The sequence below is a fragment of the Methylomonas koyamae genome (assembly GCF_001644025.1).
Lineage (GTDB): Bacteria > Pseudomonadota > Gammaproteobacteria > Methylococcales > Methylomonadaceae > Methylomonas > Methylomonas koyamae_A.
Genome location: NZ_LUUK01000196.1, coordinates 84,182 through 100,534, shown reverse-complemented (window position 1 = coordinate 100,534; position 16,353 = coordinate 84,182). Strand labels below are relative to the sequence as shown.

Annotated in this window: 14 protein-coding genes; 3 read left to right on the top strand and 11 right to left on the bottom strand. The window is 56.1% G+C overall.

Features of this window, described 5'->3' with window-relative positions:
- Positions 1-194: 194 nt before the first annotated feature.
- Together A1355_RS19040 and A1355_RS19035 are read right to left on the bottom strand one after the other, a co-directional pair.
- Positions 195-3,461 carry a chemotaxis protein CheB gene (locus A1355_RS19040; protein WP_064030857.1) on the bottom strand — a complete coding sequence of 1,089 codons (3,267 nt, stop codon included), beginning with the start codon at positions 3,459-3,461 and terminating at the stop codon, positions 195-197.
- Between the two features lie 377 nt (positions 3,462-3,838).
- On the bottom strand, positions 3,839-4,393 hold the full coding sequence (locus A1355_RS19035; protein ID WP_064030856.1) for a PAS domain-containing protein: 555 nt from the start codon (positions 4,391-4,393) through the stop codon (positions 3,839-3,841).
- Between the two features lie 355 nt (positions 4,394-4,748).
- Here A1355_RS19035 and A1355_RS19030 point away from each other — a divergent pair, with 355 nt between their 5' ends.
- From A1355_RS19030 to A1355_RS19020, 3 genes are all read left to right on the top strand, one after another.
- Positions 4,749-5,249 (top strand): sigma-70 family RNA polymerase sigma factor, encoded by a 501-nt coding sequence (locus tag A1355_RS19030; RefSeq protein WP_064030890.1) that lies wholly within the window; start codon positions 4,749-4,751, stop codon positions 5,247-5,249.
- Positions 5,250-5,336: 87 nt separating this feature from the next.
- Positions 5,337-6,314 carry a FecR family protein gene (locus A1355_RS19025; protein ID WP_064030855.1) on the top strand — a complete coding sequence of 326 codons (978 nt, stop codon included), beginning with the start codon at positions 5,337-5,339 and terminating at the stop codon, positions 6,312-6,314.
- Between the two features lie 253 nt (positions 6,315-6,567).
- Positions 6,568-8,988, top strand: a complete 2,421-nt coding sequence (locus A1355_RS19020; protein WP_064030854.1) for a TonB-dependent siderophore receptor — start codon at positions 6,568-6,570, stop codon at positions 8,986-8,988.
- A gap of 120 nt (positions 8,989-9,108) precedes the next feature.
- On the opposite strand, the gene A1355_RS19015 is transcribed toward A1355_RS19020, so the two are convergent.
- From A1355_RS19015 to A1355_RS18975, 9 genes are read right to left on the bottom strand one after another with little or no spacing between them, the layout of a single operon-like run.
- On the bottom strand, positions 9,109-10,053 hold the full coding sequence (locus A1355_RS19015) for a YbgA family protein (RefSeq protein ID WP_064030853.1): 945 nt from the start codon (positions 10,051-10,053) through the stop codon (positions 9,109-9,111).
- On the bottom strand, positions 10,050-10,577 hold the full coding sequence (locus tag A1355_RS19010; RefSeq protein WP_064030852.1) for a lipocalin family protein: 528 nt from the start codon (positions 10,575-10,577) through the stop codon (positions 10,050-10,052). Before A1355_RS19010 ends, A1355_RS19015 begins: the two co-directional genes overlap by 4 nt.
- Entirely contained in the window at positions 10,570-11,970 is a 1,401-nt protein-coding gene (locus A1355_RS19005; protein ID WP_064030851.1) for a cryptochrome/photolyase family protein, read from the bottom strand. The genes A1355_RS19010 and A1355_RS19005 overlap by 8 nt, the downstream gene beginning before the upstream one ends.
- 3 nt (positions 11,971-11,973) lie before the next feature.
- Positions 11,974-12,483, bottom strand: coding sequence for a hypothetical protein (locus tag A1355_RS19000; RefSeq protein ID WP_064030850.1), 510 nt, complete (start codon positions 12,481-12,483; stop codon positions 11,974-11,976).
- Positions 12,484-12,498: 15 nt separating this feature from the next.
- Entirely contained in the window at positions 12,499-13,410 is a 912-nt protein-coding gene (locus A1355_RS18995; RefSeq protein ID WP_064030849.1) for a TIGR01777 family oxidoreductase, read from the bottom strand.
- A gap of 24 nt (positions 13,411-13,434) precedes the next feature.
- Entirely contained in the window at positions 13,435-14,058 is a 624-nt protein-coding gene (locus tag A1355_RS18990; protein WP_064030848.1) for a sulfite oxidase heme-binding subunit YedZ, read from the bottom strand.
- Positions 14,058-14,981 (bottom strand): protein-methionine-sulfoxide reductase catalytic subunit MsrP, encoded by a 924-nt coding sequence (gene msrP / locus A1355_RS18985; RefSeq protein WP_064030847.1) that lies wholly within the window; start codon positions 14,979-14,981, stop codon positions 14,058-14,060. The genes A1355_RS18990 and msrP overlap by 1 nt, the downstream gene beginning before the upstream one ends.
- A gap of 10 nt (positions 14,982-14,991) precedes the next feature.
- Positions 14,992-15,825 carry a sterol desaturase family protein gene (locus tag A1355_RS18980; protein WP_064030846.1) on the bottom strand — a complete coding sequence of 278 codons (834 nt, stop codon included), beginning with the start codon at positions 15,823-15,825 and terminating at the stop codon, positions 14,992-14,994.
- Positions 15,826-15,842: 17 nt separating this feature from the next.
- Complete coding sequence (locus A1355_RS18975) at positions 15,843-16,304, bottom strand: PAS domain-containing protein (protein ID WP_064030845.1); 462 nt, start codon at positions 16,302-16,304, stop codon at positions 15,843-15,845.
- Positions 16,305-16,353 lie beyond the last annotated feature (49 nt).

Below are 16,353 nucleotides of genomic sequence, written 5' to 3'. Positions count from 1 at the left end.
TTTGATTTGAGGCATTGCATTACTTCATTTGTGGAAAGCTTGCAGTCTACACTAAAAACCCAGCCGACCGCAGGTTTCATTTACTGAGCGCGACGGTTTCAGGCGAAATATGCTCGAAATGACCGCGAATCGGAAAAAACTCCGTACTTGGAAGCGGGCTTCCCACGCACAATGCGCTCAAAGACTAAGCAAGGCTAAACCGGTTTTTCTGTGGTAACGACCAAGATGGTATCGCCGTCTTGATAGCCGAGTACCGATGCAATCATCGTAATGTCCAGTATTTGCTTATTGCGTGTCAGGCGCTGGCTTTGCGTAACCTGATAATTGGATTTGCCGGACGTGATACTTTGAAACATTTCGCGGGCTTCAGTGCGGAGATAATCCGGCACCAAGCTGTCAAACTTCATGCCAATGGCCTCCGATCGGCTCCATCCGTACAGCGCTTCCGCACCGGTATTCCAAGCGACGATACTCCCCTCGAAATCGATGACGATGATCGCTTCGTCAACATCCATCAGAAGCGTGGCCAATTTTTGGATGCAGCTGATGCAATGGCGTTTGTCTATTAAAAGATGGCTTCTGAGATCGCGTTCGGTCAATGCAAAGATTTGGCCGGCATCGTTTTGCGATGAAAGCAAGGTAGCGGAAACCGAGACATCGACGACTTCTCCTTGGCGGTTCAGACGTTTGCTATCGAATTGGGCCATTTGTTCGCCCTGTTGGAGCTTATCGAAGACACCGCGCATGCGCGGACGTTCAGCCAACGGCACCAGACTTTCGAAACGCATTTGCAGCGCTTCCGGCGAGCTCCAGCCGTATAAATTTTCCGCGCCGCGATTCCAGGTAATAAATTTGCCCGTATCGTCCAGCAGAGTAATCGCGTCCGCCGAATCATTGACAAAACTGGCCAAACGTTGGGTTTCCAATTCGGTTTGTTGGCGCAGACTCTGTTGAGTTTGCTTTAACAGATCGATATCGACAAAGGTCAGAATGACGCCGGAATAGATTCGGTCGGATACGGCGTAGGGAATAATCCGCATGAAGTACCAATTGCCGTGTTGATTTTGAACCTCGGATTCCAAGATAATCTTTTTTTCGACTACCCGGCTGATCAGATCCTCGAGGTCGATATCGCGAATGGAATGGGTCAGGTGAAAGAACGGCCGGCCGATGTCGTTTTCGACAATATGGAACAAGCTTTGCAGCTTGTGGGTGAAGCGGCGAATATCCAGATTTTCGTCCAGAAACAAGATCCCGATATTGGTGCTATTGAACAGGTTGTCGAGATCGTTGTTCAGAATGGTCAATTCGGTAATTTTGCTCTGATGTTCGGCGTTGACCGTATACAACTCTTCGTTAACGGATTGCAGTTCTTCGTTGGTGCTCTGCAATTCTTCGTTACTGGCCAGCAATTCTTCGTTGGTCGCCTGCAATTCCTCGTTGGAGGTTTCCAACTCTTCAACGGTGGCTTGCAGGTTTTCGCGAGTCAGTTGCAGTTCATGCTCCAGATCGTTGATACGCTGCGCGGCATCCTGGTTAATATCGAAATTGTCGGCGACGAAGCCTATATCCTGGGTGGCATGATGATCAGCCTCGAAGATCAGAATGGCAATCAGGGTTTCTTGGCTTTTGCGGCCGGGAAGCAACCTAATATGGATATTCAGCGTCCGAGCTTTGTCTTTTTCGCGTAATTTGATGTTGGACATGTTGATGCTGTCGCCGCTTTTCAGCGCTTTCCGCACACCGGTCGCGATTGGAATCGACAAATCCTTGCTGACCAGTTTGGTAATATCGGTGACTAGCTTGCCGCTGGGATAGCTCAGGTAGCGCTGAGCGTCGCCAAAGATGTGGGATATTTCCATATTTTCGTTCACTATCATCGTGAACGGCAGTATGTCTTTGGTCAGCGCGTTGAAAAAGCGTTCCAGAATCTTGTCGTCTTGGTAGCGATTGGCGAAGTTGCGACCCGATTGCGGCGAATTCGCGCGGAAAGAGGTCATCAGTGCCGGCGGCGGGTCCATGCTGCTAATGCCCAAGGTCCGATATTTACCTCGGGCCCGGTATATCTTGCCTTTCGGACTGATCATGTCGAAATAATCGACCATTTCGCCGATGGATTCGCTGGTGCCGAGCATCAACAGGCCGTCTTTGACTAGTGAAAAATTAAACAGCTCGAGTATCTTTTTTTGCAGGACCGGCTGTAGATAAATCAATAAGTTTCGGCAACTCAACAAATGAATATTCGTGAACGGCGGGTCCTTGATCAGGTTGTGTTGGGCAAATACCACCATTTCGCGGATCGATTGCGAAATTTGAAAGCTGTCTTCCTTGCGCGAAAAATATTTGACCAGCAAATGCGAAGGCACATCGGCGGCGATACTCTCGGGGTATAAACCGGTGCTGGCTTTTTCCACGGCTTTGGCATCGACATCGGTGGCAAATAATTTCATTCGGAAGAAATGCCCGGAATATTCTCGATACTCCGCCAACATAATCGCCAGCGAATAGGCTTCCTCGCCGGTCGAGCAGCCGGCGATCCAAACCCGAATTTCGTTGTTGGTCAGCGATTTGACCAAGGGCGTCAGCCATTTGCCGCGGATTTCTTCGAATACAAAGTCATCGCGGAAGAAGTTGGTGACGCCGATCAGCAACTCCTGAAATAGCGCGGACACTTCTTGCGAATTATCTTCCAATAGATTGCGGTATTCCTTGAGGTCGCGGCATTGGTTGATCGAGATGCGGCGTTCAATGCGGCGGACTATGGTGTTGGGTTTATAAAACGTGAAATCGACTTTGTGCTTGTCGCGCAGCAACGCGAATATCCGCGTCAAATCGCTGTCTTCCGAGTGGATGGTGGCTTCTTGAACGGCGTAGGGATGCTTGACGAATGCCATCAACTGTTTCGGCATGTCTTCGGGCGGCATTATGAAGTCGACCAGGCCGGTGGCAATGGCGTTGCGCGGCATACCGTCGAACTTAGCGCTCTCCTCATCCTGAACCATGACCATGCCGCCATGTTCCTTGATGGCGCGAATGCCGCGAGTGCCGTCGCTGCCGGTGCCGGAGAGAACGATGCCGACCGCGAATTCGGAAACATCCTCGGCCAACGAGCGCATGAAGATATCGATCGGAAGATTGAGTTCGTTGGTGTGGTTTTGATTGTTCAACAGCAGATGGCCGTGAAACATCGTCAGGTTTTTGCGCGGTGGAATCAGGTAAACATGATTCGGCTCCACCTTCATGCCTTCTTCGATTCTCAGCACCGGCATTAGGGTGTGCTTCGATAACAGTTCCACCATCAAACTTTTATAGTCGGGCGACAGATGTTGGACGACGATAAAGGCCATGCCGGTATCCGGCGGCATTTTTTTAAAGAAACTTTCGATGGCTTCCAAACCGCCGGCGGAGGCGCCGATGCCTACGACGTATTGCGGCTCCTTCTTGTCATTGGGTGTCTTCATCGGTTCACGGCGCGGAGTAATCGGTGGCGGGAGTAGTTTCCAAGGCTGGGCGGAAGGCGCGGTATTAGGCTTAGGTCGGGATTAGGCGACTCCGTCGGAACAGATTGCTTGTCATGGCTGTCAGGCGCGCCGCGCTGAGTCTATCGATGCTTAAACGGCGTTTTCTTTCCAGCCTTGCAAGGCGGAAAGCGGAATTCCAGCGGAAAGGTATCGTGGTTGGCTTTACACTGTCATCGAGGTAAATCATCACGGCAATTCGATTTTGGTTGTTCTCGGGCCGCGGAGTCTAAACGAAACCGAGAGCGCCGATGGTGGAAAGCGTTGATTCGCAACGATACCTACGGTGGCGCCATGGACTAAGCCGCGCGAACAAGACGCTATAAATCGTTGACGTCCGCGACGGTGATGATCAATGTTTGGTCGGTTTGGTTCATTAGCGCGACCACATCGTCGCCGCCGATTTTTTTGCCCGACATTTTGACTTTCAACGCTACGTTTTTTCTGCCGTTCACGCTCAACACCAGCGACTTGCCGTCAGGGTTCTTGAAAAAGCTGTCGAAGCGCGAATTGAAAAGCACTTTATCGTCTTCGAGTATGACCGATGACAAGTGTTTTTTAACAAGTCGCCCTTTTTCAATACCGAGCCATTCCAGGAGGGTGTCATTGACCTGTTCCACAAAGCCGGTCGAGTTCACAATCACAATGCCGACCGGGAGTTGATGGAACAAGTAGTGGTAATTGTTTCTTGAACGGGTAAGTTCTTCTTGAGCGGTACGCAATTCCTGATTTTGCATTTTGAGCTCGATCTGATGAATTTGCAGATCATAGAAAATGCGTTGAATTTCATCTGGCGTGATCTGGCTAATTTCTTCCGGCGTGAAATCGATGATGTCTTCGGCCCTGTCGTTAATCTTCAGCAAATAATCCGCCATGGCAATTCTCCTATTGAAGTAATACACGTTTTCCAGTTCGTGACTGATCCGAAAGCTTACCAGAAAGCAATAAAGTTACAACGACTGTTAATGAACGAACGAAGTCTGGAACGGGCGTGGGAGTAAGGACGGGTCGCTGAATAGAACTGTGTTATTTAACATATATTGGGCCAAATCACGTATTTGTTACCCGAAACACGGGGCGGCGATTGACCAGAGAATGTTGATTTCTATCGAGTAATGCTTTCAGGTGCGACTTGTGCTTGCCGACAGCACGACCGGTAACTCACACACCGCCATGGCAGACCATTCCGTTCCGACAAAATCATCGAAAACGTTAACGCATCAAACCAGCTTGACAGCCGCGCGGATTGCCGAATTTCTCGACCAGCATCGCGATCAGCTCAGCCGTTTTATCCTGCGCAAGCTGGGATCGGAAGAGATGTCGGCGGATATCCTGCAAGAAGCCTATCTGCGCCTAAGCCGGCACGGCGCGCCGGAACGCATCGAGAACCCGCGCGCTTTTGTGTATCGGGTCATCGGCAATTTGGTGATCGATTATCAGCGGCTGAGTGCAAATCGCTTGATGCAGGATATCGACGAAGTCAGTCTGCACGCTATCGCCGCTCCGGCACCGGGGCCGGAACTTAGATACGAACACCAGCAACGCTTGCAAGCGATGCAGCAAGCAATGGCCGAATTGCCCGACGATTGCCGCTTGGCGTTTTATTGGAATCGCGTCGAGGGCCTCGGTCATGCGGAAGTCGCCGCACGCCTGAATATCTCGGAAAGCATGGTGGCCAAGCACCTGGCCAGAGCCATGCGACATTGTCGGGACCGCCTGAAAGGCTATTAGACGCCTGCCGGCCACCGAACTCGAATTTTGCGGCAAGATGGCTAGGCAATCTCGTCATAATACTGTTCAAACCGCGATCCAGCACCGATGACTAAAGCGTCCGTTTCCGAAATCACCGTATTATCCGATCAAGCGATCGATTGGGTGATTCGCTTGCATGCCGGTAATGCAAGCGACCGCGAGCGACGGCTGGCCGCCGAGTGGTGCAATCGGAGTGCTGCCCATCTACGCGCATTTCGCGACGCCGAACGGTTATGGTTGGAAATGGGTCTGGCCGCGAGACCGGCGGAAGACTCGGCGCGCCCGCCGACGCGGCCGGATGACGTCAAACCAAGTACTTTCGGGGCTTTGCGGGTCTTGGCCGTCGCTGCGGTATTGGCATTCGTCGCCGTGCTTCCGTTCTTGGGCATGGCCGATGCCTGGTTTAGCGATTACCGCACCGGCGTCGGCGAGCAGCAAACCGTTACGTTGACAGACGGCAGCGTTGTGTTTTTGAACACCGATACCGCGTTGGATGTGCGCTATACCGCTAGCGGCCGCCAATTGACCTTGAAGCGCGGCCAAGCCTTGTTTCGGGTTGCCGCCGATGTCGGCAGGCCGTTCGAGGTGGCGACCGACTCGGCGGTGGTCAAGGCCTTGGGCACCGTGTTCGAAGTCTGGCAACAGGACGCCGCTACTCGGATTAGCGTAAGCGAACACGCCGTCGCGGTTAAAGGCTTGGCGGACGCCGATTACCGCGCCGATAGCCGCGTCGAGGCCGGAAATCAGGCGGTTTATCGCGCGCAAACCGGTCTGCAAGCGATGTTGGCTGTCGATGCCGGGCAAGTGTCTGCCTGGCAGCGCGGCAAGCTGGTGTTCAAAAACCGGAGCTTGGCCGAAGTAGTGGCGGAGTTGGATCGCTATTTTCCCGGCGCCATCCTGATCGCGGACGCCAAGCTAGCGCAATTTCGGGTCAGCGGCGTGTTCCCGCTGAACGATGCCGACGCCGCGCTGGGGATGATAGAGCACATCCTGGCGATTAAAGTCAGCCGATTGACGCCTTGGTTGGCGGTGTTGCACGGCTGAGCGCGGACTTTGCCATCGTTAAGATCGGGGCGATAGCCGGAACGTCCGATGCAGACGATCGATCGGCTCGCTAGTCAAACGCATCAACGCGCGGGGGCTGACGTTGCCGGCGATCGGCGGTATGGCCTGCCGCTTCTGCAACAGGCCGACGCGGCCCCTCGCAAAAAATTTCGGTGTTCATTACAAGATCGTTCCGCTCGTCCGTCTTAACGAAGACGCGGCATAGGCGCCGCCTTAACGTTAAGGAATCGACATGAAACTTCATCCGCAAACCCTCTCTGCCGCCGAGCGCGCGTTCCGGCTCCGTAGGACGGCCTCGGCCCTGATGGCCGGCTGCGTCAGCCTGGCGGCGCTGGCCGACGAGCTTCGGCAATTCGATATTCCGGCGCAAGCCTTGGACGGCGCGTTGACCCAACTGGCCGATCAGGCCGATCTGCGTTTGCTGTATCCGGCCGAGTTGGTCGCCAAATTGCGTTCGCAGCCGCTGACCGGTCGCCATGCGCCGGAACAGGCGTTGCAAATCCTGCTGCACGCTTCGGGCTTGAGCGCTCGGAAGACCGCCGAACACACCTTTACCGTGGAAGCCGCGCCGGCCAAGCAGTCGGCCGAACCCCAATCGGCGGCGACGATGCCGGCGGTCTCGGTGGTCGGCGAAGCGGTCTACGATCTTAACTCGCCGGACAATCGGGACTACGCCGTGCGCGCGGCCGCCAGCGCCACCAAAACCGATACACCGTTGATGGAAACGCCGGTCAACATCCAGATCATCCCGAAAGCGGTCTTGAACGATCAACAAATCATCCAGATGACCGATGCGTTGAAGAACGTGGCCGGCGCCACGGTCAGCCACGGGTCCGGCGGCTTGTCGGACGACATCTTTCTGCGCGGGTTTCGGAGCAGTACCTTTTTTCGCAACGGCTTTCGCATCGATAGCCAATTCGCGTCGATCGGTACCCGGCAAATGGCCAACGTCGAACGCCTGGAGGTCATCAAAGGCCCGGCCGCGATCATGTACGGGCGGATGGAGCCTGGCGGCATGGTCAACGTCGTTACCAAACAGCCGTTGGCGACACCGTATTACGCGCTGCAACAGCAGTTCGGATCCTTCGATTTATACCGCACGAGCTTGGACGCTACCGGCCCGCTGTCCGACGACGACACCTTGCTGTACCGTTTCAACGGTTCGTTTGAAAGCAGCGCTTCGTTTCGAGATTTGGTCGACAGCGAGCGCACCTTCATCGCGCCGATGCTGACCTGGAACGTCAGCCCGCGTACGCAAATCAGTCTGGAAATGGAATATCGCCACGACAATCTGATTGACGATAACAATACTTGGCCGTATTTGAACGGCGGCTTCATCAACATGCCGCGTTCCCGCAATTTGATGGAAGCGGGTAAAGTCCGGGTCGAGGAAAAACTGATCGGGCTGAATTGGTCGCACCAATTTAACGACGATTGGAGCATCAAGCAGCGCTTCGTCGCCGATTTGCTGGATAACGTTCAGCATTGGACCAGCGCGGCGGCCGATACGTTGTTACCCGGCAACTTGCTGCCGCGCAGCCAAACTTTGATAGACGGCACTCACAACACCTACTTTACGACCCTGGACTTGACCGGTCGGTTCGCGACCGGGCCGTTGGCGCATACCTTGTTGTTGGGCGGCGACTATTACCGCGTCGATCATATTAGCGACCCGTACTCGGCCGAGTTGGCGAACATCGACGTTTACCACCCCGTCCACAACGCCGATATTGTCAGCCCTTGGGTTTCCGCTGGCTGGGGCGGCAATAATAGCGCCGATTACATCGGGATTTACGCCCAGGATCAGATCAAGCTGCCGCACGGCCTGCATGTGCTGGGCGGATTTCGTTACCAGTACGTCAAGCAGTGGGATAATTTAAGCCACACCGCTCAACCGGTGGACGACGACGTGACGCCCAGGGTCGGCGTGCTTTGGCAAGCGCAAGATTGGTTGAGTTTTTACGGTAACTACATCGAAAACTTCGGGGTGTCCAATCAGTGGGCCATCTCGGCCAGCGGCAAACCGTTACCGCCAGAGAGTGCCCAGCAGTGGGAGATCGGCAGTAAGTTCGAATTTTTCGACGGTAAATTCAGCGCCACATTGGCGTATTACGACATCACCAAACAAAACGTCGTAACCCGCGACCCGAATTCTCCGTTCAACAGCAACTTCAGTATCGCCGCCGGCGAAGTGCGTAGTCGCGGGCCGGAAGTGGACATACGCGGCGAATTGCTGCCCGGTTGGAACCTGATCGCCACCTATTCCAACTTCGATACTCGAGTGACCAAGGACAACAACGGTTTGCAGGGCAACCGCCTATACGCGGTGCCGCGTAATGTCGGTAGTTTGTGGTCAACCTACGACGTTCTGGGTGGCGAATTGCGAGGCGTGAAAGTCGGTGGCGGGGTGACCATGCGCGACGGCTCCACCGACGGCACCGGCGACAACTACCAGACCGCCGGCTACGCGACCGTGGACTTGCTGGCCGCTTATTCCTGGAAGGTCGATAAATCCAAATTGACCGCGCAGCTCAATGTTTACAATTTGCTTGATAAAAGCTATTTCACCGATGCTTATATCAGCGGGGCCAGCAGTAGCCGGACCATAGGCACGCCGAGGGCATTTTTGGGCTCGATCAAACTGGAATTTTAGCGCGGACAACGAGGGGGGGGCATCGTGCGTCCATGACCGGTCGGCCATCGGGTAAGCACAGCGTTTCCTGGTTGCCGACTGCGTGCGGGCTTGTCTGGCTGAATTGGCTGCGGCGACCCGCTATATCGCGTTCAACAGCGCCAATTCCGCCGGGTGCGGCGACAGGTAAAACGATTGGTCGATGAACGGATCGGGTTCGCGGCGGAAGTGGTGTTTCAGCAGCGTTAGCGGCACGATCAGCGGGAGCAGGCCGGTTCGATAGGCTTCGATAGTTTCGACCAGCTCCTGCTTGGCGTCGCTGTCCAGTTTCTGCTTCAAATAGCCCTGGATGTGCTGCAACACGTTGACGTGGTTGCCTCGGGTAGCGACGACCTTCAAACAGGCCATCAAGGCCGCCAGGTAGGCGTCGGCGATTTCGGTCAGATTCGCGGCATTGGCGTCGGCGACCAGCCGGCCCAGTGCGCGGGCCTGATTTTGGTCGTGGCTCATCGCGATCAGTTTATGGCGGCTGTGGAAGCTCATCAGGGCGTGTACACCGAGGCCGGCCTCTGTCAGCTCCCGCCAACGCCGCAACACGAATACCCGCTGAATAAAGTTCTCGCGCAATGCCGGGTCGCCGAGCCGGCCTTCCTCTTCGATCGGCAAATAGGGAAACCGGCGTTGGATAAATCCGGCGAAAATGCCGGTACCGCAACGCGCCGGTATGTCGTTTTTGTAGACCTTGACCCGCTCCATGCCGCAACTCGGCGAATCCTTCTTCAATATATAGCCGCACAGTTCGGCCAACCAGTCGGCCTGCTTTGCCGAGGCTTGTTCCAAACGCTCGGTGACATCGAACCCGTGGTCCTTGACGCCGACGCAACGTATCACGCCGGGCGCGGTTTCTCGCAGTTGCACGCAAGGGCGGGGGATGCCCAGGCCGGCTTCCACTTCCGGGCAGAAGGCGCGGAATTCGAAGTACTGGCCCAGCGTGCGTTCAATGTAGCTGTGGTATTTGTGAGCGCCGTCGTAACGGACTTCGTGGCCCAATAGACAGCTGCTGATACCGACTGGAATTTTCGTCATGGGATTTGCTCGGATGGTGGGTGCCGGTCGTAAATCAGTTGATCGGTGGCAAAGCCCAGGGTTCGAGCTTGGTCCACCAAGGCTTTTAACGTCGCGGCGGGTAATTGCGGATCGCGGGCCAGTATCCACAAATAGTCTCGGTCCGGGCCGGCGATCATCGCGTAACGATAGCCCGGTTTATCCAACGCGATGATGTTGTAGGCGCCGTAAAACGGCCCGAAAAACGACACTTGCAAGCGGCCGACAGTGGGCGTCTCGACGAATTCGGCCTGGCCTTCGGCGCTCTCCCGCTCGCCGGCTTCCGCCGAATAACCACTGTTCAACACCTTGACGCTACCGTCGGAATTCAGACTGTAGTCGGCGCGAATGTCGCTCAGGCCGCGTTCGAAGCGGTGATCCAGCCGAGCGATTTCGTACCAGGTGCCGAGGTATCGGGACAATTCGAAATCCTCGACCGCGACGACGCCGTCCGGGATGCCGGTGCAGCCGGTCAGAGTCAGTAACAGTAAACAGGTTTTACGCATCGAAGTTCTCTTGGATCGGCAGCGTGGTCAGCGCCTTGAATTGGGCTTTGATTAACCGGCTTTGGGTGCCGTGCTCGACGATCGGTGGCGGATAAGCGCCGGCCAGCGGTTGGCTGGCCCATTGGTGTATCACCTTCGCCGAATAAGCCCGCAATTCCGGCAACCAGGTTTTGATGTAGTCGCATTGCGGATCGAATTTTTGCTGTTGCAGCCAGGGGTTGAAGATCCGGAAATAGGGTTGGGCATCGCATCCGGTGGACGCCGCCCACTGCCAATTGCCGTTGTTGACGCAGGGATCGTAATCCAGCAGATGTTGGGCGAAATAGCGTTCGCCCCAGCGCCAGGAAATATGTAAATCCTTGACCAGAAAGGACGAGACCACCATCCGCAAGCGGTTGTGCATCCAGCCGGTTTGCTTCAATTCGCGCATCGCGGCGTCTATGATCGGGAAGCCGGTCAAGCCCTTGGTCCAGGCCGTGAAGTCGTCAAGATTATTGCGCCAGGGCACGGCGTCGTAGCGGCGGTCGAAAGCCTGCCCGAACACGTGCGGAAAGCGATAGGCGATGTGGCTGAAAAAATCGCGCCAATACAATTGTCGCAGCAACGGATGTTCCGGCCCTAATTGATGCTGAATCGCGGCGTATGCCTCGCGGACCGAGCAGGTGCCGAATTTTAGGTGTACCGACAACCGGCTGGTTTGGGCCAGTGCCGGGAAATCGCGGTTTTGCGCGTAGTCGCGACAGCTCGACACGGCTTGCAGACTTTGCAACGCGCTGGCGCGGCCGCCGGCAATCGGGTTGCGATGCGGACGCCGGTAGCGTTCCGGTAAATCGGCATCGTCGCCGGCCAGTGTGTCGGTATACCAACCACCGTCGGCCAGCGCGGCCGGCGCGGCGACCGGTATTTGCCGGGCTCGCCGGTAAAACGGGGTGAATACCTGAATGGGATTACCTTTAGCACTGGCGATTTGTTCCGGCTCGGTCAGCAGCAGGTCGTTGGTGATGTGCAAGGCCACGCCCAACGCATTGCAGCATTCGCGGATTTCGGCATCGCGGACTTGGCTGAACGGCGTGTAATCGCGGTTGATGTAGACCGCATCGAGGCGGAGCGTCTCGCGGAGACGGGCAATCAAATCGTGGGGCAGGGTTGCGAAGCAGTACAGCTTGCCGCCGCGGTTAACTAAATCGCGTTGCAGACCGGCGACGGCCTCCAGCATGTATTGCAGGCCGGGCTGGCTTTGATAGGGATGGGGTTGAATTTGGCGCGGATCGAACGCGAAGGCCGCTATCACCCGGTCCGCACCGCGCCGCGCGGCATTCAGCGCGGTATTGTCTTCCAGACGCAGGTCTCGCCGAAACAGGAACAGCGCGTTGCGATAGGGTTTGTCGGCCATGGCTTAGCAGTCGCCGAACTGCGCAATCATCTGCTGGCAATTGAACAAAATGTTGGGATAGTACCGATAAATCACCCAGCGCAACGCCAAATCGGCAAACGCCGCGACCGTCGCCAGCCGGGCCAGTACCGCCCAATGTCTTGCCGTGCAATGCGCCGAGCAGCGCCACACCGCGCCGGTCCAGTAAATCAACGGCATCAGGCAGATGAGGTGTATCGTGATCCAGCTGGCGGCCGTGAACGAACCTTCCTGAAGTCGATAATCGACGCCGAACAGGATCGGATTGTAAATCAGGAAGAACGGCCAGAACGCGCTACTTAGCCTGGTATAGCCCAGCCAACTCCATTGTAGGTAGAGGTATAACGTATTCGGCAGCTTGACTTCCCAGTAAGCGGGTGGCGGCGGCGTTAGCGAGTACAGCAGGATGGTCAGCGCAACGCCGACGGCGAGTGCCTCCCACCAAGCAATGAAGGTGGTGAATTCCAGTAATAAAGCCAGACTGTTGAAGAGCATAGACGGTCGGGATGGTCAGTGGCGGAGTAAAAGTTGGTTTAAAGCGTCGTCCAAACGCGGATAGCGAAAACCGAAGCCGTGATTCGATAAGCGGGTTGGTAACACGCGTTGGCCGCCCAGCAACAGTTCGGCCATTTCGCCCAATATCGGCCGCAACAGCCAGGCCGGCAGCGGCAACAGCATCGGCCGACCCAGCGTCCTGGCCAGGGCTTGGCTGAATTGACGATTGTCGACAGGCGTCGGCGCGGTGGCATTATACGGTCCGACCATATTGCTATCGTTCATTAAGGTTTCGACGATCGCCAGCCAATCCGTCAAATGTATCCAGGACATCCATTGCCTGCCGTCGCCGATCGTGCCGCCCAGCCCCAGGCGATAAACCGGCAACAGGCGTTGCAGCAGGCCGCCGCCGTTGCCCAATACCAAGCCGGTACGCAGCAAACAGACCCGGCAACCGGACGATCCGGCGACAATGGCCGCCGCCTCCCAGTCGGCGCACAGCTGCTGCGCGAAGTCGGGCTTGGGTGGGCTGGTCTCTTCCAATGGACGCTCGCCCTGGTCGCCGTATATGCCGATCGCAGAACCGCTAATCAGGACGCCCGGCGGCCGGGTCGAGGCATTAATCCAGTCGGCCAGTTGCCGGGTGGGGCCGATCCGGCTGTCGCGCAATTCCCGCTTGCGGTCCTGGCTCCAGCGCCGATCCAGAATGCCGGCACCGGCCAGATTGACGATGGCGCGGAATTCGCCGGCATCCGGCAAGTCTGTTAGCGTAACCACGGGCGCGACCCGATCGCCGAAGCGGGCGCGGACTTTTTCGGCGTCGCGGCTGAAGATGTGGACCGAATAGCCTTGCTTGAGCAGGACCTCGGTTAAGGCGCTGCCCAAAAAGCCGGTTCCGCCGGTGATTAATATCGCTGGATTTGCCATCTTCGTCGCCTCGTCGTCGGATCGTCAGTCGCGCTGGCCGGCGCCAAGCACCAAGGCTTGCCGCAGGCTCTTCAACCAGCCAACCAGTCTAAAGCCCAGCAGCAAACCGAGGATGACCAGATAAAAACCGGGCTCGGCCAGATTGCCCTTGAGTTGCCAATAGTAGTGCAGAATCACCAATACCGAGGCCAGATAGATGTAGCGGTGCAGCCGCTTCCACTGTTTGCCCATCCGTTTCATCGCCCATTTCGACGAGGTGATTGCCATCAACAGGATCAGGCTGTACGCGATCAGTCCCATCCACAAATAGTTGCTTTGCAGGACATCCGGCACGATGGCGTCCCAGGCCAGCGCGTGATCGACCCACAAATAGGCCAATAAATGCAGGCTGGCGTAAAGGAAACTGTACAGTCCGAAAATCTGCCGGTAATCGGCCATGCCGCGCCATTTGGATATGCTTTGTACGGGGGTAATCGTCAACGTGATCCATAAAAACCGCATGGCCCAATCGCCGAGCCGAATGTGCACGGCCTGAATTGGATTGGCGCCCAAACGATCCAGTTCGGTATCGGCGATCAGCCACAACAGCGGCAGCAAGCAGACCGCGAGCGTGATCGACTTTAAATGGCGGAGGATGAACGCGGACATTAGAAAAAATGATTCAGGTCCATCTGGCTATAAAGTTGGCCGACTTGGTCGGCATAGCCGTTGAACAATTCGGTTTTGCGGCGCGGCGTGAAAAAATCCGAGCCGAGCACGCGCTCGCTGGTTTGGGTCCAGCGCGGATGGGCCACCGCCGGGTTGACGTTGGCGTAAAAGCCGTATTCGCTCGGCGCGTAGCGGCTCCAGGACGTCAACGGCGCTCGCCGGGTCAATTCGATTTTGACGATGGCTTTGATGCTTTTGAAGCCATATTTCCAGGGTACGACCAAGCGCAGCGGCGCGCCATTTTGCTTGGGTAGATCCCGTCCGTACATGCCGCTGGCCAAAATCGTTAACGGATGCAACGCTTCGTCCAGGCGTAGTCCTTCGACATAAGGCCAGTCCAACATCGCGCCGGCCCGCAATTTGGGCATGGCCTCGGGTTGCGCGGCCGAGGTGAACTTGACGAAACGGGCGGCGGACAGCGGTTGAGCGCGTTTCAGCAAGTCCGCCAACGGAAAGCCTAGCCACGGAATTACCGCCGACCAACCTTCCACGCAGCGTAAGCGGTAGATGCGTTCCTGGCGGGGATGGTCGCGCAGTATGTCCTCGAGTCGGTAGAGGCCGGGCTTTTCGACTTCGCCGGCGATTTCGATTTGCCAAGGCTCGACGGCGATATGTCTAGCCAATTGCGCGACGCTTTCCTTGTCGAAAGCTAGCTCGTAGTAATTGTTGTATTGCTCGACCAGCCTGGCTGGGGTAACGGCGTTGGCGTCGGCTATCGATTGCCGGGTTTGGGTCGCGGCGGCCAAGGTCCACGGCGCGGCGGCGGCCAGCCCCATGGCTTTCAGAAGAACGCGGCGGGATTGGAATATGGCTGGGTCGGTCACGTCGTGATCGCGAAAGGCCTGGCGGGTTTTAATCAACATGGCTGGGACCTCACGGCTTTTTGCTGTTGGGTATCCAACGCAGCAACTTGCGAAACTGGCGTTCGGTAATGAAGGCCAGCGAAAACAATTGAATGAAATTTTCCGCTTCGATCAAGTCCAGTCCGATCTGGGCCGGCGCCAATTCCAGCCGGGTGCCGAACAGCCGGTCCCATATTGCCAGCACGATGCCGTAGTTACTGTCGTGTTCGCTACGCAATTTAGAGTGGTGGGTGCGGTGCAGCGAGGGGGTGATAATCAGTTGCGACAGGGCCTGCTCGTGCGGCACGCGCAGGTTGGCGTGGTGAAAAAAGATGAAAAACAGTTCGATGATTTCGATCGATAGCACTAGATAGGCATCCACCCCAATCAATACCACGAACACGCATTTGTAGAGGATTTCCAGCAACAGGTCGAAGACGTGGAAGCGAAAGCCGGTCGAGACGTTGAAACACTTGTCGCTATGGTGGATTTTGTGGAACCGCCACAGCCATTCGAAGCGATGACTGGCATAGTGCCAAGCGTAAATCGCCAAATCGAAAAAGGCGAAGGCCAACAGCCATTTCACCGGACCGTTGTCCAACTTGCCAAGTAGACCGAAATCGGCGAATTGTTGAGCGACCAGAAATAGCGACGAGGCGCGCAATACCGTCAATATCAGATTATTGATTAAAAAGGCGGCGGTGTTGGTTACCAGCGACTCTTTGTAGATTTTGGTCGAAAACGGCAAATGGGGCTGACGTTTTTCCAAAACCAGTAAAGCGACGAAGGCCAGAATGGCGAGCCCGAACAAGGCTTGGTTAAAAGCGATCGCGGCGGCGGGTTGGGTATCGATTGCGGCGTTCATTGGACACCTCCGTCGGATTAACCGGTTTGGCCGGGCGTGCTGCCCAGCAGGGCGGAGAGGGCTTGGATTTCGTGATCGGCGTTGACTTGCTGGGTAATGTCGTATTGCACGCCGAGGTAGTACATCACCCGTTGTTTGTTATCGAACAGCGGGATAATGCGTAGCCGGTTGTGAAACAGGGTGCCGTCCTTCTTGTAATTTCGCAGCTCGACTTCGACCGATTCATGCTTACGCATCGCTTCCGCAATTTGGCGGCGGGCCGGCTGGTCGCGGTCTTCACCTTGCAAAAACCGGCAATTGTGGCCGACGATTTCATCGCTACCGTATCCGGTCAGGCGCTCGAAGGCCTTGTTGGCGTAAACGATGGGGGCATCGTCGAGATCGGGATCGGCCAACGTCACGCCGTTGACGCATTCGTCGAGTATCGCCGATAGAATTTGCGGAATGATGCCGCTGTCTTTTTTGACTACGAAAGGCATGTTAGTTACTCCCGGTAAGCGTTTTATTTTTATGGTCGAACTTGACGCC